This is a genomic window from Tepidicella xavieri (assembly GCF_004363315.1).
Classification (GTDB): Bacteria; Pseudomonadota; Gammaproteobacteria; order Burkholderiales; family Burkholderiaceae_C; genus Tepidicella; species Tepidicella xavieri.
In genome coordinates, this window is record NZ_SNYL01000007.1 from 133,918 (window position 1) to 151,053 (window position 17,136).

Below are 17,136 nucleotides of genomic sequence, written 5' to 3' on the forward strand. Positions count from 1 at the left end.
AGAAAGCTCATCACTGGTTGATGGGGGCGCCGGCCTTGCGCATGGCGCCGATGTGGCCGCGCAGTTCGTGCACGATGTCGGTAAATTCCCGGGTGTAGGTCACTTCCAGGTCCCGGGTGCGCGGGATGGGAATTTCGCGGCGCACCACGAAGCGCCCCGGGCTCTTGCTCATGCAGTACACCGTGTCGGCCAGGAACACGCTCTCGCGCAGGTCGTGCGTCACCAAGATCACGTTGAAGCGCTGGGCCTCCCACAAATCGCGCAGGATGCACCACAGCTCCTCGCGCGTGAAGGCGTCCAGCGCGCCGAACGGCTCGTCGAGCAGCAGCATCTTGGGTTCGTGAATCAGGGCCCGGCAGATGCTGGCACGCTGCTGCATCCCGCCCGACAACTCCCACGGGAATTTTTTCTCCATGCCGCCCAACCCCACGCTGGCCAGCAGCCGGCTGGCCCGTTCCTCGAATTCCTTGCGGCGGTCCTTGAACTGGCTGCGGTAAGGCTCCACGATTTCCAGGGGCAGCAGCACGTTGTCCAACGTCGTGCGCCAAGGCAGCAGAGAGGGGGCCTGAAACGCCATGCCCGAAATCTTCAGCGGCCCGGTGACGGGTTGGCCATCGATGGTGATGCGGCCTTTGCTCGGCATCTTCAGGCCGGTGGTCAGCTTCATGAAGGTGGACTTGCCGCAACCCGAGGGCCCCACGATGGCGATGAACTCGCCCTTGCTCACCCGAAGGTTGATGTCCTCCACCGCAAAGATGTTCTTGGCCAGCAGATCCTCGTTATAGGCCAGCCAGACCTGATCGAATTCGACGAAAGGCTGTCCAGCCGACGGGGTCGTTGCCGTATCGCTCATGCATGCTCCTGAAAAAAGGCCGACCCTCCCGGCAGGGAGGCCGGCCCAGCACAATGTGGCCGCGGCTTCAGCGCTTGGCCGGCGGCAGGATGTTGAGCTCTGCCGCCGGCGGCAGCATGGAGCCGTTCCAGACCGCGTTCGGGTCCACGCGGGTGCGGGTGCCAAAAGCGTCGGACACCTGGCTGGCCATCAGGCTCAGGCGTGCGGGGTTGATCTGGCCAAAGCCTTCGCGGCGGGCGTCGGGGCTGGCGATCACGGAGTCGATGGCCAACTGCAGGCGGCGGGTTTCCAGCGCCACGTTGATGATGCCGTCGCGGGCCTTGACGGATTCGATGCCCATGGCGGGGTTGGCCATCACTTCCTTGGCGCCTTTGGCAAAAGCCTTGAGGAAAGCGGTCACGGCCGCCGGGTTTTCCTGGATGAGCTTCGGCGTGGCGATGATCACATTGCCGTACAGCTTCACGCCATGCTCGGCAAAAGGCATGATGACCACGTCTTCCGGCTTGACGCCACGGGCTTCCAGGTTGAGCAGCGACGTGAAAGAAAAGCCGGTGATGGCATCGACGTCGCCCCGCACCAGCATGGTTTCCCGCAGCGGCGGGTCCATGGAGGTCCAGGTCACGCCCGAGACGTTGTTGGCCTTCTCGAAAATGGGCCAAGCCTTGCGGCCGGCGTCAAAGACGGGCGCGCCCAGCTTTTTGCCATTCAGATCGGCCGGCGTGCGGATGCCGCTTTTCTTGAGCGCCAGCACCGAAGCCGGGGTGTTGTTGTAGACCATCATCACCGCCACCGGCTTGTTCGGCGCGTCGGGGTTGTTGGCGTGGAACTCCATCAAGGCCGCCAGATCCGCCAGGCCCATGTCGTAGGTGCCCGAGGCCACCCGGGTCACGGTGCCGCTGGAGCCGTTGCCCGAATCGATCGTCACATTCAGGCCGGCATCGCGGAAATAGCCTTTGGCCGCCGGGTGCAGGAACAGCGCCGATGGCCCTTCAAAGCGCCAGTCGAGCTGGAATCGGATCGGCGTCTGCGCATGGGCAGGGGCGCCGACGGTCAGGGCGGCAGCCAGCGCGGCGGTGGCTTGCAGGAAACGACGCTTGTTCATGTGAACTCCTTGGGTGGACAGGGTGAAACGACACGGCCTTCGCCAGGCTGTTGTCCATGCAGCAAGATCGATGCCAGAAGCGGGTCGGCGACCGTTTTTTTGAACACAAGGCTGTATACAAAAGGTTTAAGCCATCGCATGAGCGCTCCTTGGCCCAGACTCCCGCTTTCCGACATGCGACGCCTTGGTGCATCGGCGCACTGGAAGTGTGCATGAAAAGGACGCATGGCTGCCGCTTCTTTCCCCCGCGAACACTCATGGATAACCCTGATGCCGTGCCGTTTTCAGGGAGCATAGAAGCGCGTTCGCTGAGCGACTTGGGCATCATGGCGGGGTAATCTGGTGCACAAAATTTGTATACAAATTATGGGCACCGCTAGGGGGAGTCGTTACCGGGATAACCCTGAATGGAAAAACCGCCAGCCTTTTCGGGGCTGGCGGTTGGCTGGTGGGCCGTTGGAGCCGGATCAGGCCACGGCTTGGCAGGCGGCCGCCAGCGCCGTCATGTTCAGCACGCGTCGCACCGTGGCCGCCGGGGTCAGGATGTAAGCCGTGCCGTTGACGCCCATCAGCATGGGGCCCACGGTCACGCCCCCGCTGGTGGTGGTCTTGAGCACGTTGTAGAGGATGTTGGCCGCATCCAGATTGGGGCAGATCAGCAGGTTGGCCGCGCCGCTGAGGGTGCTGTCACCGAGGTAGCGTTCGCGGATTTCGGGCTGCAGGGCGGCGTCGCCGTGGAGCTCGCCATCGCATTCGATGCCCGGGTGCCGCGCCACGAACAGGTCGCGCGCCTCGCGCATCTTGCGCGCCGAGGCGCGTTTGGAGGAGCCGAAGCTGCTGTGCGACAAAAACGCCACTTTCGGCGGAATGCCGAAGCGCTGCACTTCCTGGGCCGCCATCCAGGCGATTTCGGCCAGCTGCTCGGCGCTTGGGTCCTCGTTGACGTAGGTGTCCGCGATGAACAGTGGGCCCTGCGGGGTCATGAGGGCGTTGACGGCGGCGTAGTTGTTGGCGCCCGGTTTCTTGCCCAGGATGCTGTCGATGCGCTCCAGGTGGGTGGTGTAGGTGCCCACCAGGCCGCAGATCAGCGCGTCGGCATCGCCCAGGCTGAGCATGAGCGAGCCGATGATGGTGTTGGAGCGGCGCACGGCGGCCTTGGCCACTTCGGGGGTGGCGCCGTTGCGTTTCATCAGCTGGTGGTAGTGCTCCCAATACTGGCGGAAGCGCGGGTCGTCTTCGGGGTTGACGTTTTCCACGTCCACGCCCAGGCGCATGCGCAGGCCGGCTTTCTCGATGCGGGCGGCAATCACCGCCGGCCGGCCAATCAGGATCGGTCGGGCCAGGTGGTCATCGATGGCCATTTGAGCGGCTCGCAGCGCCCGCTCGTCTTCGCCGTCGGCGTAGGCCACGCGCTTTTGGGCATCGGGCACCGCCTTGGCGATGTTGAAGATGGGGCGCATCAGGATGCCGGTCTGGTACACGAAGCGGCCCAGGCTTTCCTTGTAGGCCTCCATGTCGGCAATGGGGCGCGTGGCCACGCCCGAATCGGCCGCCGCCTTCGCCACGGCGGGGGCGATCTTCAGGATCAGGCGCGAGTCAAACGGCTTGGGGATGATGTAATCCGGCCCAAACGTCAGCTCCTGCCCCACGTAGGCGCTGGCCACTTCTTCGCTGATGTCGGCCTTGGCCAGTTCGGCAATCTGCCGCACGCAGGCCAGCTTCATTTCCTCGGTGATCTTGGTGGCGCCACAGTCCAGCGCGCCCCGGAAGATGTACGGGAAGCACAGCACGTTGTTGACCTGGTTCGGATAGTCCGAGCGGCCGGTGGCGATGATGCAGTCGGGCCGCGCGGCCTTGGCCAGCTCGGGGCGGATTTCCGGTTCCGGATTGGCCAGCGCCAGAATGATGGGCCGATCGGCCATGGTCTTGACCATCTCCACCGTCAACACGCCGGGGGCGGAGCAGCCGAGGAACACGTCGGCGCCGCGCACCGCATCGGCCAGGGTGCGGGCATCGGTGGTCTGGCAATAGCGCTGCTTGGACGCATCGAGCTTGCCGGCCTTGGCGTCCTCGCGCTCGCTGTGGATCACGCCCTTGGAGTCACACACCAGGATGTTGGCCACTTGCACGCCCAGGCCGACCATCACGTCGAGGCAGGCGATGGCCGCCGCCCCGGCGCCCGAGACGGCCACCTTGACCTGCCGGATGTCTTTGCCCACCAGTTCCAGCCCGTTGAGCAGCGCAGCCGAAGAAATGATGGCCGTGCCGTGCTGGTCGTCGTGGAAGACCGGGATGTTCATGCGCTCGCGCAGCTTGCGCTCGATGTAGAAGCACTCCGGCGCCTTGATGTCTTCCAGGTTGATGCCGCCCAGCGTGGGTTCCAGCGCGGCAATGATGTCCACCAGCTTGTCGGGGTCTTTTTCGGCGAGCTCGATGTCGAACACGTCGATGCCGGCGAATTTCTTGAACAGGCAGCCTTTGCCCTCCATCACCGGCTTGCCAGCCAGCGGGCCGATGTCGCCCAGACCGAGCACGGCTGTGCCGTTGGTCACCACGCCGACCAGGTTGCCACGGCTGGTGTACTCGGCGGCCTGGGTCGGGTCGGCCTGGATGGCGAGGCAGGGGTAGGCCACCCCGGGCGAGTAGGCCAGTGAGAGGTCGCGCTGGTTGGACAGCGGCTTGGTCGGCTGGACCGAGATTTTGCCTTTGTGGGGTGTGCGGTGGTATTCGAGCGCGGCATCGCGCAGGGCTTGTTCAGCGGGGGTCATGGTCGTCTTTCGGGCTCTTCGTGGAAACACCCTGCAGGCTCTCACAGGGTAGGTGCCAGTGTAGCGCCCTCAGACGGCTTCAGGCGTTGAGCCGCATGCCCGGCGCCGGCGGGGCGCTGGCCCCCGAGCCGCGCTCGAACGTGACCACATGATCCACCGCGGCCCGAATGCCGATCCACTCGCCGATTTCGTGGTTGTGGTGCGAAGGCACGTGCACCATCACCGTCTCGCCACTGGCCAGCCGCAGGGTGTAGAGGAATTCGGAGCCGCGAAAGGCTTTGCGCACGATGCGTGCCTTGACCGGGGAGTCGTCGTCGTGCAGGATGTCGTCGGCCCGCAGCAGCACGTCGCACAGGCCGGCCTCGTAGGCGCTGGGCAGTGGGCATTCCTCCACGTCCTGCAAAGGGCCCAGCGGGGTTTGCACCACCACGTCTTGGCCGTTCATCAGAATCTGCGCCGGGGTGAACACCCCATGCCCGATGAACTCCGCCACGAAGCGCGTGGCCGGGCGGTGGTACAGCGCGTAGGCATCTTCCCACTGGTGCAGCGAGCCCTGATGCATGACGCCAATCACATCACCGATGGCAAATGCCTCCAACTGGTCGTGCGTGACGAACAAGGCCGTGGCGCCCGCGGCTTTCAGGATGCCCCGGATTTCGTGCGCCAGGCGTTCGCGCAGGTCCACGTCGAGGTTGGAAAAGGGCTCGTCCAGCAGCAGCAGGCGAGGGCTGGGAGCCAAGGCGCGGGCCAGCGCCACCCGTTGCTGCTGCCCGCCCGAGAGCTCGTGCGGATAACGTGACTGCATGCCGTCCAGCCCCACCAGGGCCAGCACCTCCTGCACCCGCTGGCGGCGCGCGGCGGCGGCCAAGTGCCGGATGCCGAACGCCACGTTCTGCTCCACGCTCAGGTGGGGAAACAGCGCATAGTCCTGAAACACCATGCCGATGCGGCGTTGCTCGGGTGGCACATGCCGGCCTGGGCTGCTGACCTCGTCGCCGCCGAGCGTGATCTGGCCGCCGCTGGCTTTTTCCAGACCGGCCACGGCCCGCAGCAGGGTCGTCTTGCCGCATCCGGACGGGCCGATCAGCACGCCGATGTCGCCGGCATTGAGCCCGAGCGAAACGTCCCGCACAGCGGGCTGGGCCGCGCCTGGATAATGGACGGACAAGTGGGAAACGGTCAGGAACATAAGCCGTCATTGTAGATAATGACCATTCTCATTCACGTTGACATGAATCAAAACCTTTCCCGCATTGGGGCCCGTCTGGGGGCGTTGCTGGTCCAGGCGGCCATGTTGCTGTTTGCCGCCTTGCTGGCGTTGCCGGTGCTGGCGCTGGCTGTTTCCTGGCTGCAGTTCGATGCCGAGGCGCTGGACGTGCTGCGCCAGATGGCCGAGACCGTGCTGCCCCACTATGTGCGCACCAGTTTGCTGTTGTGCGGGGTGGTGGCCGTGGCGGTGGCGGCGGTGGGCATGGCCACCGCCTGCGCGGTGACGCTGTTCGACTTTCCCGGGCGGCGTGTGTTCGAATGGGCGCTGCTGCTGCCCTTGGCCATGCCGGCTTATGTGGTGGCCTATGCCTACACCGATTTTTTGCAGTTCTCCGGCCCGTTGCAGGTGTTTCTGCGCGAGACGTTTGACTGGCGTGGCAGGGTGTTTCCCGAAATCCGCAACGTCTGGGGGGCGGCCTGGGTGTTCACGTTCACCCTCTATCCCTATGTGTACCTGCTGGCGCGAACGGCCCTGAGCGAGCGGGCCACGCAACTCATGGAGGCGGCCCGCCTGTTGGGTGCTCCGCTGTCCAGGCGCATTCGCGAAGTGGCTTTGCCGTTGGCGCGGCCGGCCGTGGCCGCCGGGGTGGCGCTGGCCCTCATGGAGACGCTGGCCGACTTTGGCGTGGCAAGCTATTTTGGCATCCAGACGTTCACCGCCGGCATCTACAAAGCCTGGTTGGTGATGGACAACCGCACGGCCGCGGCCCAGTTGGCCACGCTGCTGCTGCTGACCGTGGCCGCGCTGCTGTGGCTGGAGCACCGCGCCCAGCGCCGCATGCGCTTTGCCACGACGCGCGGCGGGCGGGCGCACAGCGCCGAGGCGCAGCCAGTGCGCTTGCGCGGAGCGGCCCGTTGGGGCGCCTGGGCCGTGTGCGGCCTGCCCGTGCTGTTGGGCTTCGTGCTGCCGGTGGTGTTCATGCTGCGCCCGCTCATCGGCGGTTGGGAGGAGTTGCCCTGGCGGTCCTTCGCGCAGTGGGCGCGCAACAGCCTGTGGCTGGCCGGTCTGGCTGCAGCGCTGGCCACGCTGGCGGCGCTGGTGCTGGCCTTTGCCCAGAGGCGCCAGCCCGGCTGGCTCACCCACGGCGTCAACCGGGTGGTGGGACTGGGGTATGCCGTGCCGGGTGCCGTCATCGTGGTGGGCTTGCTGCTGCCGGTGGGTTGGGTGCAGACGGTCGCGCCCCACAGCAGCGTGGGCTATTGGGTCACGGCCACGGTGCTGGGCATCGTCTGGGCGTATCTGGTGCGGTTCACGGCGGTGGCGCTGCAGTCGGTGCAGAGCGGCTATGCGCGCATTCCCGCCAGCTTCGACGACTCGGCGCGCATGTTGGGCGTCACGGGTCTCGGCCTGATGACACAGGTGCACTGGCCGCTGCTGCGACGCTCCATCATGGCGGCCGCCCTGCTGGTGTTCGTGGACGTGATGAAGGAATTGCCCGCCACCCTGGTGCTGCGTCCCTTCAACAGCGACACCCTGGCCGTGGTGACTTACCAGCTCGCCCGCGACGAACGCCTGGGCGAAGCGGCCCTGCCGGCCTTGACGCTGGTGCTCGTCGGGCTGATTCCGGTGATCTTGCTCAGCCGCACGCTGCGCAGCAAAGCATGATCGAGTGGACTGGCCCCCCCGACAGGAATCGAACCTGTATTTGCCGCTTAGGAGGCGGCCGTTCTATCCATTGAACTACGGCGGGTTCCTGGTGCGTGGCGCTGCAATGTGCCGGCGTTTCCTCTGAGACGCTGGACGATGCATGGATGATGCCTATGCGTGGCCGAGGGCATGTAGTCTATCGCAAGACGTTGTCGGTGGACGCGTGCAAGCCGCCAGTGCGCGGACAGGGCAGGCATTACCCAGGCTCCTGTGGGCCGCGATGGCCGCGCTCGACCCGGTTTCGCCCCGCGGCCTTGGCCGCATACAGCGCCGCATCGGCCCGGGAGACGAGCGTCGCCGGGTCGTCGCCTCGTGCATAGCCGGCGACGCCATCCTCCAGCGGCTCTTGGCGCTCAATCGGGCATGTGCCGCTGGTTAACATGCCAAGCCGTGCGCAGCATCCGTGGCACAACCCGTTGCTGCCATGGACAACCTGGGTTAGGCAGGCTGGTTGCCCCGATGGCGGCTATGGGGCGGTGCCCGGGGTGGTTCCTGGGGCGGTACGGGGCGCGCCTGGGCCGTCGAAGCTGTGGGTGAAGATGAGGTCGATGGCGTTGTCGTCGCCAGCTTGGGCGCGCAGCCTCAGGTAGCGCGAGAGGTCCAGGAACACGGCCACGGTGCCCACGGCGCCGACCACGCTGCGCGAGTAGCTGACGTAGAGTTGATCGGTCAGGCGCTTGCCCAGGGTGAGGGCGGCGGCGGTGGTGCTGCCGTCGGGGTTGATGGCTTCGCCCTGGAAGCTCAAGTCGTCCAGGCCCAGGCGCTGGGCGAAGGGGGTGTCGTCGGTGGAGCCGCTGCTCAACAAGGCCAGCGCGGCCTGTTGCAGGATGGCCGCTTCGGCCCCGGCGCCACTGGCCGGCCGGCCAAGCACCAGCCAGGCCAGCTTTTCGCTGTCGGGCAGGTCGGGGTCGGCGTACAGGCGCACCCTGGGCGCTTGCGCCGTGCCGCTGATTTCCACGCCCACTTTCTGGGTGGGGTGCGGCCGCAGGGCCAGGATATCGAGGCTGGGGTTGTCGTAGGGGCCGTTGAACCGCACCAGCCCCTGCTCGATGTTGAGCCGCTGCCCGTAGGCGCGGTAGGTGCCGCGGACGGTTTGCACTTCGCCGGTGAGGGTGGGCGTGAGCTGGCCGGGCTGGGCTTCGGCCAGCAGCCGGCCGCGCAAGGCGGTTTGCAGGCCGAGGCCGCGTACCTCGAAGCGTTCACCCAGATGGACTTCCGCGCGCAGCCGCACTTGGAAGGGCAGGCGCGCGCTCAGGGGAACGGGCATGGAGCTGCCGCGGATGACGACGTCGCTGCCCAGGCTGGGGGTGGTTTCGTCGGGCAGCAGGAACAGGGCCTGATCGACATCGAGGCGGCCCCGCAGGTCGAGCAGGGCTTCGCTCAGGCGGCTGTCGATTTGGCCGGAGAGGACGAGTCGGCGGTCGGCGCGGGCCAGCAGGCGCAGGTTCTGGGCCTGCAGGGTCAGCCTGACGTCGGGACGGGGCGGGCCGTCGGCGCGGCGCGGCCAGCTGGCGCGGCCCTCGCCGGTCAACAGGCCGCCACCGTCGGCGCCACCGGCGCCCCGCAGGCGCAGGCGCTCGATCTGCATCTGGTGCCCGTCGAGGCGGGCCGCCAGCTCGCCGTCGCTGAAGTCGATGCCGTCCAGCGCGGCGCGCAGGGCCAGCCGGCGCAGATCGATGCGGCCCTGCCACTCGGGCTGGGCGCGGGTGCCGTACAGGCGGGCATCGGCCTGGCCTTCGCCGTCGATGCGCCAGCCCGGTGGCGCAAAGGCCGACAGGGGGGCCATGCGGGTCAGGCGGGCTTGCAACTCGCCTTCGAGGGGGGCATCGGGCCGCCATTGCCAGCCCTCACCTGCCGCTTCAGGAGGCGTGAGCTGGGTGGTCAGGCGCCCTTGCACACGGCCGAACTGGCGGGTGGCGAGCAGCGCCTGGGCCATGGCTTGCTGGCCTTGCCATTGGATGCCGAGTTGCAGGGCTTCCAGCCCCACCGGCGTGCGTTGCGATTCGGTGCCACTGCCGGAGAGGTAGGTCAGATCACCGCTGAGGTGGCGTCCTTCGAGGCGCGCTCGCGCGGGCGCGGTGCCCGGGGCGTTGCCGCTCAAGGGCAATGACACGTCCCAAACGCCTTCGAACTGCAAATCGCCGCTGAAACCCGCCTCGGCCAGTGGCCCGTCAGGCCGGTCGGGGGAAGCCATCCAGGCGTTGATCCAGCTCAATGACACTGGGGCGATGCGTCCGCGGCTGTCCAGATGGCCGTTGGCCCAGCGCAAGCCCTCCCATTCGAGGCGTGCCGGCTGGGTGGCGAAGGTATGGGAGGGGGCGCCCGTCCACTGTGGCGTCAGCCGCAGCGCGCCGGCCTGGGCGTTCAGGTGGCCTTGAGCGGAAATGGCCAGGTCCACGGGCTGGTCGAGCTCCAGGAGCAGCCCGAGCGGCGCCCCCGGCATCCGGGCTTGGAGCCGGGTGGCTTCCCAGCGCACGCGGTGATCGGATGCGCCGGTCTCCCCAGGCCAGACGCCTTGGAGCCGCCCGGCGGCGTCGAGCGACCAGCCACCGTCGCTGGCGCCGATGCGGGCCTTGCCTTGCCATTCGGCTTGCCATTGGCGCGCTTGGCCACGCAAGCGGGCCTGCACGCCTTCGACGGCAAGGGGGGCCTGCGGCGAAGCGTCGGGGGTCGTGGGGGTCAAGGTCAGGCGAGGGGCCTGGATTTGCAGGGCCCACTGCGCAGGCCATGGGGGCTGGCCCTCTGGCCCGGTCGCATTGGCCTCTACCCGGGCCTGCCCCTGCCAACGGTGCTGCCACAGCGGGGCGGCTTGTGTGGGCAAGTCGAGGGCAGGCAGCCAGTCGTGGATGGCCAGCACGGCGCGGCGGCTCCAGTGTTGCAGGCGCTCGGCGTCTGGCACATCCAGCACGGCGTCCAGCGGCTGGCCTTGCCAGGGCCAGGTGAGCTGCCCTTGGAGCTGCAAGCCGGGGGCCGTCCAGCGCATCGACGCCTGCAGGTTCAAAGGCCCGGCGGTATGGAGGTGACCGCTGGCCTGCAGGCGGCTGTCCAGCCATTGGGTATCGAGCCGCTCGATGTCGAGCCGCGCGCCAGACCACTGCCCTTGGGCCTGCACCGTGGGCAGGGCGGCGGCGTCTGGGGCGCGAGGCCCCGTGCCAGCCTGTGGCCGCAGATTCAGCGACCAGCGGGTGCGTTGATCGCGGTGATCGGCCTGCGCGGTCAGGCCCAACCGCGCGGCCGGCCAGGTGGACCAGAGTCGCTGGGGGTCGAGGGCCTGCACATCCAGCCGGCCTTCGGCGACGGCGAGGCGTTCTGCCCAGGGGCGATCCGCCCCGTCAACCTGCCAGCGGACGTTGCCGGTGGCATTCAGCCGGCTCTCGCCCAAGCGCCAGCGCAGGGTGTGGACGATCCATCGGTCCGGGCGCAGTTCCACCTGGGCATCGAGCTGCTCCAGCGGCAGGCCGCCGTCGTTCCACGGCTGGGCCATGGCATTGCGCAGTTGGCCTTGCAGTTGCCAGCGCCACGCGGTTGCCTCAGGGGCTTGCGTTTCCAGATGGACGGCCTGCCATTGGCCGGAGAGCCGGCTTCGTGGCCCTTGGGGCCAGAATTGGGCCACGTTGATGTCTTGCAGCCGCAGATCGGCCCGTTCCAGGGGCATGTCGTTCCAGGGGCGTACGATGGCTTGCAGGCGCAATTCGGGCGCCCAACTGCTGGGGGGGGAGGGGCTTGCTGGCGCCGGTTGCACGTCGGCCTGTACCCGCAACAGGGCCTCGACGCCCCCGAGGTCGCCTTGCACGCTGGCTTCCAAGCGCAGCGTTTGCGCGGGCACTTCGGGGGTGGGGGGCGTCTCGATGGTGGCCTGCAGGCGCACATCCAGCGTCATCGGCTGCAGGGCGAGCAAGGCGGCCTGGGCGGTGTAGCGGCCATCGGCCCAGCGCAGTTCATCGATGCGCAGGTGGTGGGTGGGCACGCCGTTGTGCGGGCCATAGCGGTAGTGCGCCACCAGCGGGCCACCTTCCAACGCCGCAGGGCCGGTGAAGGCGAATGCCTCGACCTGCAGCGGCAGCGTGACGGCCCGCAGCCAGGGCAGGGTGAGCCGCTGAGGTGGCTCCAGGGGGGCATCGTTGGGGGAGGGCGGACGCTCGTCCTGCACCCGGACGCGCTGGGCCGCCAGGCGTTCGATGGTCAGCGAGCGGTCGAGCAGTACCGCCAGCCACAGGCTCGGCTCCCAAGCCAGGGTCAAGCCGTCGATGTCGACGGTCAGGCCATCCTTCTGCCAGCGCAGGGCGGCGATGCGCCCGCCGCCGGTCAGGCTGCCCCGGGCGCCCTCGACCTGCAAGGGGGAGGTGCCCGTGGCAGGGTCGGTGAGCCAGTCTTGCGCCCAACGCAAGGTCTGGGGCAGGGCCGCCGGGGTGCTGGCCCAAAGCACGGCAGCGACGAGCCCTGCGGCCAGCAGGGCAAAGCCGGCGCCAGCCAGCCAGAGCAAGAGACCCAGGAGGCGCGTGATCCCGCTGGCCAGGCGGCGCCCCCAGCCTGGGCGGTGACCGGCGGGAGGCTGGGGCGGCGGTTCGTGGGGTGGGGCGGGGTGCATGCGCATGGTCAGAAGGCAAACCCCACGCTCAGGTGCAGCCGCAGCCGCTTGCTGTCCACGCCGTAGGCCAGGTCGGCCTGTAGCGGTCCGACCGGGCTGTTGTAGCGCACGCCAGCACCCACGCCCACCTGGGGCTTGAGGTCGGCGGCGCGGTTGGCCACGGCCCCGGCGTCGAGAAACACCACGCTCTCCCATGGGGTTTTGACCCCGTCGCGCCAGAGGGGGCGCTGCCACTCCAGGCTGGCCACGCTCAGCAGCTTGCCGGCTTCCACCACGCCGGAAGGAAGTGGCACGCCGATGCTGCGCTGCGTGTAGCCGCGCACACTGTTGTCGCCGCCGGCCAGGAAGCGTTGGGTCACGGGCACGGGTGCGTCTGGGGCCGACCACACCGCGCCGCCTTCCAGCCGCAGTGCGAGCCGGCTGGGCCGGGGCGAGTCGCTGCCCACGGGCCAGTAGCCCAGCCAGCGCACGCGGGTGCGCAGATAGGGTTGGCGCTCTTGCGACAGCGTCACGCCGGCGCCCAATTCCACCGCCAGCCCGTAGCCGCGCTGGGGCGCGGTGAGGTCGTCAAAGACCCGGCGCGTCCAGGCGTAGTTCGCGCTCACCGCCGTGGCCGTGGGCTGGGGGATGCCCATGTCGCGGACGCGGGCCCGGTCGAGTTGCAGGAAATAACTGCGGTCCAGCGCCAGGCCGTCTTGCGCTTGTCCGATGCGCCATTGCTCGCTGTTCGTCACGCGCGGGCCATCGGTTTGCCGCTGCAGTTCGCCGGCGGTCAGCCAGCGCCAACCTTTGTCATCCACGGGGGTGCTCAGGTCCAGCCCCAGGGTGGTCGTATCCCGCTCGGCCTGCAGGCGCGACAGCGCTCGCCAGCCCAGTCCTGGGAGGCGATGGTGGGTATGCTCCAGGGTGAAGCGGGCGCCTCGGTCGGTGCTGGCCCCCACGCCGATGACCACCTTTTGCAGCGGCGCTTCGCGCACGCGGGCCAGCACGGTGTGATGCTGGGGGTCGCCCTCCGGGGCCAGCAGCACGAAGGCCGAGGGGTAATAGCCGCTGTCGGTCAGCCGTCGCTGAGCGGCTTGCAGCGCGGCTTCGTCATAAGGGGCGCCCGGCCGCACGCCGGCCAGCCGCACCAGCCGACGCGCCATGTCGGCGTCATAGCGTTGCGCCCCTTCCACCGCCACATCCCCAAAGAAATGCGGCGGGCCGGAGTCCAGCACCAGATAGAGGTTGGCCTCGTGCTGTGGCGGCACGATGTCGGCCAGGCTGTTGACCAGGCGGGCGCGTGGGTATCGCTGTTCGGCCAGGGTGCGCAGCGCGCGCGATTTGGCCGTGTCCCAGGCGGACTGGCTGAAAGTCTGCCCCACGGGCAGGGCCCATTCCTCTTGCAGGCGCTGACGCTGGGCAGCCGCTTCGGGGGCATCGCGGGCATCGCCCTCGAGGGTGATCTGGACCAGCGCGATGCGCGTCGGCGGACCGGGCTCCACCCGGATGTGCACATGGGGCAGCGCCCCATCGGCATCGCGCAGCTGCACGTCCACGGTGGGGGAGAAATAGCCCTGGGTCCCCAGCAGGTCGCGCAGGTTTTTCGGGGTCTGGCTCAGCAGGCGGTCCAGCTCGCTGCGGCTCAAGTCCGGCAGGGTGCGAAAGCGCTGCAGTTCGGCATGCCGGGCCAGGAAGGCGTCCAGCGGGGCGGGCGCCTCGATCGTCAAGTCGAACACGGGTGCCTCGTCAGCGGCCAGCGCCGCAGGCGGCATCCATGCCCAGGCCCAAGCGATGAAGGCGCCCAGCCAGCGCCAGGACAGACGACGCCTTGCCATCACTTCGTCAGCACCCGCATGGCCTCCTCCAGCCCTTTGAGGGTCAGGGGATACATACGCTGGCCCATGAGCTGCTGGATGATGGCGATGCTCTGGCGGTATTGCCACATGCCTTGCGGCTCGGGGTTGATCCAGACGTAGTGCGGGAAGGCGTGGGTGAGGCGCTGCAGCCACTCGGCGCCGGCTTCCTCGTTGTTGTATTCCACGCTGCCGCCGGGTTGGAGGATTTCGTAAGGGCTCATGGTCGCATCGCCCACGAAGATGAGCTTGTAGTCTTTGTTGTACTTGCGGATCACTTCCCACGTGTCGAATTTTTCGGCGTAGCGGCGGCGGTTGTTCTTCCACACATAGTCATAGACGCAGTTGTGGAAATAATAAAACTCCAGGTGCTTGAATTCGTTCTTGGCCGCGGAAAACAGTTCCTCCACCCGCTGGATGTGCTCATCCATGGTGCCGCCCACGTCCATGAGCAGCAGCACTTTGACGTGGTTGTGCCGCTCGGGCACCATGCGGATGTCGAGCCAGCCGGCGTTGGCGGCGGTGGCGCGGATGGTGTCGGGCAGGTCCAGTTCCAGGTCGCTGCCTTCGCGGGCAAATTTGCGCAGGCGGCGCAGTGCCATCTTGATGTTGCGGGTGCCCAGTTCCTGGGTGTCGTCGTAATCCCGGTAGCTGCGCTGTTCCCACACCTTCACGGCGCTTCGGCCGCCCCCTTTGCCGCCGATGCGGATGCCTTGCGGGTTGTAGCCCCCATGCCCGAACGGGCTGGTGCCGCCGGTGCCGATCCACTTGCTGCCGCCTTCGTGCCGCTCTTTTTGCTCCTGCAGCCGCTTTCTGAGGGTCTCCATCAGTTCGTCCCAGTCCATCCGGGGCGCGTTGGCCTTCTGCTCGTCAGACAGTAGCCGCTCCATTTCCTTGCGCAGCCAGTCGGCAGGGATTTCTTGGGTGAAATCGGCCAGCATCTCCACGCCTTTGAAATAAGCGGCGAAGGCGCGGTCGAATTTGTCGAAGTGCTTTTCGTCCTTGACCAGCACGGTGCGAGCCAGGTGGTAGAAGTCGTCCAGCGTGCAGGCATCCGGGTTGCGTGGGCCCACCACATCGGCCTGCAGCGCTTCGAGCAAGGTGAGGTATTCCTTCACCGACACTGGCAACTTGGCGGCCCGCAGGGTGTAGAAGAAGTCGATCAGCATGGCAGGGCTCCCGTGGGCAGCGCCAAGCGCCCTGTCGGCGGTGGCGCACGGCGGCTCATCGATGACGCTGGTTCATGAACACCAATTTCTCGAACAGGGTCAGGTCCTGCTCGTTTTTCAGTAAAGCGCCCACCAGCGGCGGCACGCGCACCTGGTTGTCCGGGCTGTGCAGGGCTTGCAGGGGGATGTCTTCGGCCATCAGCAGCTTGAGCCAGTCCAGCAGTTCGCTGGTGGATGGCTTTTTTTTCAGCCCCGGCAGGTTGCGGATGTCGAAGAAGGTTTTCATGGCCGCGGCCAGTAATTCGTCCTTCAGGCCCGGGAAATGCACGTCCACGATCTGCTTCATCGTGGCCGGGTCCGGGAACTTGATGTAATGGAAGAAACAGCGGCGCAGGAAGGCGTCGGGCAGCTCTTTTTCGTTGTTGGAGGTGATGAACACCAGCGGCCGGTGGCGGGCGCGGATGGTTTGGCGTGTCTCGTAGCAATGAAACTCCATGCGGTCGAGCTCGCGCAGCAGGTCGTTGGGGAATTCGATGTCGGCCTTGTCGATCTCGTCGATCAGCAGGGCCACCGGCTGCTCGGCCTCGAACGCCTGCCACAGCACGCCTTTGACGATGTAGTTGGCAATGTCTTTGACGCGATCGTCACCCAGTTGGCTGTCGCGCAGGCGGCTGACGGCGTCGTATTCATACAAGCCTTGCTGCGCCTTGGTGGTGCTTTTGATGTGCCACTGCAGCAGCGGCATGCCCAGCGAGCGGGCCACTTCTTCGGCCAGCATGGTTTTGCCCGTGCCCGGCTCGCCCTTGACCAGCAAGGGGCGCTTGAGCTGGATGGCGGCGTTGACCGCGAGCATCAGGTCCTGTGTGGCAACGTAGTGGGGCGAGCCGGTGAATTTCATGACGTTGGGATGATGAGGTCGGGGCCGGTGCCTGGCGGAATACGGCCAAGGGTTTTCAAGGGGTTGGTGACTGGAACGAGTCTATATAATCGCGCGTTGATTTTTGTCAAACGTCCTTCTGATTGTGCTTGCAAAATGAACAAACCGTTGTCCACCTTGCTGAAAACCGTTGTCGCAAGCGCGACCGTTGCGCTGTCTCTGGCTGCCCAGGCGCAGGTGACGGGTGATGTGAAGGCCGGCGAATCCAAGGCAGCCATGTGCATCGGCTGCCACGGTATTCCGGGTTACCAGAACAGCTTCCCGGAAATTCACAAGGTGCCCAAGATTTCGGGGCAGACGGCACAGTACATCGCGGCCTCGCTGGTGGCCTACCAGCGAGGCGACCGCAAGCACCCCACCATGCGCGGCATTGCCGGTTCGCTCAGCGAGCAGGACATCGCCGATCTGGCCGCCTTCTATGCCCAGCACAACGGCGACGTTAAAGCCCCCGAGGCGCCCAGCCGCGCACCAAACGCTATCGTTGCGGCCTTGTTGGAGCGCGGTGCCTGCGCATCCTGCCACGGGGCCAATTTCAGCAGCCCGATCGACCCCAGCTACCCCAAGATCGGTGGCCAGTATGCCGACTACCTCTATGTGGCGCTGAAGTCCTACCAGGTCCAGGGTAACCCGATCATCGGGCGCAGCAATCCCATCATGGGCGGCATCGTGGCCCAGTATTCGCTGCAGGAACTGCGCCAGATGGCCAATTACCTCGGCTCCATCGAGGGTGAACTGGCCACCCGGCCCCAGCCACGCTTCCGCCGCTGATCGGCCACGCCCGGGACGTTTTTCCCGTTTCACTTCAACCTGCTAGGATGGCACCATGCGTGCCAAGCCTCGTCTGATAACCTCCCCACGTTGCCGCGCCTTAGCAGGCCGTTGAAAAAGTGCCCATCGAAGCAGCCGAGGCTCTGCCTGCGTCGGCTTTCAACCGGCTGGATCCGCATTTCCAGCCCCTGGCAGCCCT

The 17,136-nt window shown here is 67.0% G+C and carries 10 protein-coding genes and 1 tRNA gene; 2 read left to right on the top strand and 9 right to left on the bottom strand.

All coding sequences use genetic code 11. The features are described 5' to 3' along the window. Window positions 1–10: 10 nt before the first annotated feature. From DFR43_RS07720 to DFR43_RS07735, 4 genes are all read right to left on the bottom strand, one after another. A complete protein-coding gene (locus tag DFR43_RS07720) occupies window positions 11–853 on the bottom strand; it encodes an ABC transporter ATP-binding protein (protein ID WP_133597319.1) in 843 nt (280 codons plus the stop codon). A 67-nt stretch (window positions 854–920) separates the two neighbouring features. Then, window positions 921–1,955 (bottom strand): ABC transporter substrate-binding protein, encoded by a 1,035-nt coding sequence (locus DFR43_RS07725; RefSeq protein WP_133597321.1) that lies wholly within the window; start codon window positions 1,953–1,955, stop codon window positions 921–923. A gap of 467 nt (window positions 1,956–2,422) precedes the next feature. Continuing rightward, window positions 2,423–4,723, bottom strand: a complete 2,301-nt coding sequence (locus DFR43_RS07730) for an NADP-dependent malic enzyme (protein ID WP_133597323.1) — start codon at window positions 4,721–4,723, stop codon at window positions 2,423–2,425. A gap of 79 nt (window positions 4,724–4,802) precedes the next feature. Further along, on the bottom strand, window positions 4,803–5,912 hold the full coding sequence (locus DFR43_RS07735) for an ABC transporter ATP-binding protein (RefSeq protein ID WP_133597325.1): 1,110 nt from the start codon (window positions 5,910–5,912) through the stop codon (window positions 4,803–4,805). Between the two features lie 42 nt (window positions 5,913–5,954). Between DFR43_RS07735 and DFR43_RS07740 the strand changes: the two genes are divergently transcribed. Beyond that, window positions 5,955–7,598, top strand: coding sequence for an ABC transporter permease (locus tag DFR43_RS07740; RefSeq protein WP_164499713.1), 1,644 nt, complete (start codon window positions 5,955–5,957; stop codon window positions 7,596–7,598). Window positions 7,599–7,608: 10 nt separating this feature from the next. Here DFR43_RS07740 and DFR43_RS07745 read toward each other — a convergent pair. From DFR43_RS07745 to DFR43_RS07770, 5 genes are all read right to left on the bottom strand, one after another. Next, window positions 7,609–7,683: transfer RNA gene (locus tag DFR43_RS07745), tRNA-Arg, on the bottom strand. Window positions 7,684–8,106: 423 nt separating this feature from the next. Continuing rightward, window positions 8,107–12,234, bottom strand: coding sequence for a translocation/assembly module TamB domain-containing protein (locus tag DFR43_RS07755; protein WP_133597329.1), 4,128 nt, complete (start codon window positions 12,232–12,234; stop codon window positions 8,107–8,109). 2 nt (window positions 12,235–12,236) lie between these two features. Further along, complete coding sequence (locus DFR43_RS07760; protein WP_133597331.1) at window positions 12,237–14,045, bottom strand: autotransporter assembly complex protein TamA; 1,809 nt, start codon at window positions 14,043–14,045, stop codon at window positions 12,237–12,239. Further along, the gene (locus DFR43_RS07765; protein ID WP_133597333.1) at window positions 14,045–15,232 is read right to left on the bottom strand and encodes a vWA domain-containing protein; all 1,188 of its coding nucleotides are present in this window, start codon (window positions 15,230–15,232) and stop codon (window positions 14,045–14,047) included. The genes DFR43_RS07760 and DFR43_RS07765 overlap by 1 nt, the downstream gene beginning before the upstream one ends. 55 nt (window positions 15,233–15,287) lie before the next feature. Beyond that, window positions 15,288–16,130, bottom strand: a complete 843-nt coding sequence (locus DFR43_RS07770) for an AAA family ATPase (protein ID WP_133597335.1) — start codon at window positions 16,128–16,130, stop codon at window positions 15,288–15,290. A gap of 135 nt (window positions 16,131–16,265) precedes the next feature. Here DFR43_RS07770 and DFR43_RS07775 point away from each other — a divergent pair, with 135 nt between their 5' ends. Continuing rightward, window positions 16,266–16,937, top strand: a complete 672-nt coding sequence (locus DFR43_RS07775; protein ID WP_133597337.1) for a c-type cytochrome — start codon at window positions 16,266–16,268, stop codon at window positions 16,935–16,937. Window positions 16,938–17,136 lie beyond the last annotated feature (199 nt).

Excerpts from the sequence above, each read along its gene's own strand:
- DFR43_RS07740 (WP_164499713.1), top strand. The coding sequence starts at position 5,955 with ATGAATCAAAACCTTTCCCGCATTGGGGCCCGTCTGGGGGCGTTGCTG.
- DFR43_RS07725 (WP_133597321.1), bottom strand. The coding sequence starts at position 1,955 with ATGAACAAGCGTCGTTTCCTGCAAGCCACCGCCGCGCTGGCTGCCGCC.
- DFR43_RS07735 (WP_133597325.1), bottom strand. The coding sequence starts at position 5,912 with ATGTTCCTGACCGTTTCCCACTTGTCCGTCCATTATCCAGGCGCGGCC.
- DFR43_RS07760 (WP_133597331.1), bottom strand. The coding sequence starts at position 14,045 with ATGGCAAGGCGTCGTCTGTCCTGGCGCTGGCTGGGCGCCTTCATCGCT.
- DFR43_RS07770 (WP_133597335.1), bottom strand. The coding sequence starts at position 16,130 with ATGAAATTCACCGGCTCGCCCCACTACGTTGCCACACAGGACCTGATG.
- DFR43_RS07730 (WP_133597323.1), bottom strand. The coding sequence starts at position 4,723 with ATGACCCCCGCTGAACAAGCCCTGCGCGATGCCGCGCTCGAATACCAC.
- DFR43_RS07755 (WP_133597329.1), bottom strand. The coding sequence starts at position 12,234 with ATGCGCATGCACCCCGCCCCACCCCACGAACCGCCGCCCCAGCCTCCC.
- DFR43_RS07765 (WP_133597333.1), bottom strand. The coding sequence starts at position 15,232 with ATGCTGATCGACTTCTTCTACACCCTGCGGGCCGCCAAGTTGCCAGTG.
- DFR43_RS07775 (WP_133597337.1), top strand. The coding sequence starts at position 16,266 with ATGAACAAACCGTTGTCCACCTTGCTGAAAACCGTTGTCGCAAGCGCG.
- DFR43_RS07720 (WP_133597319.1), bottom strand. The coding sequence starts at position 853 with ATGAGCGATACGGCAACGACCCCGTCGGCTGGACAGCCTTTCGTCGAA.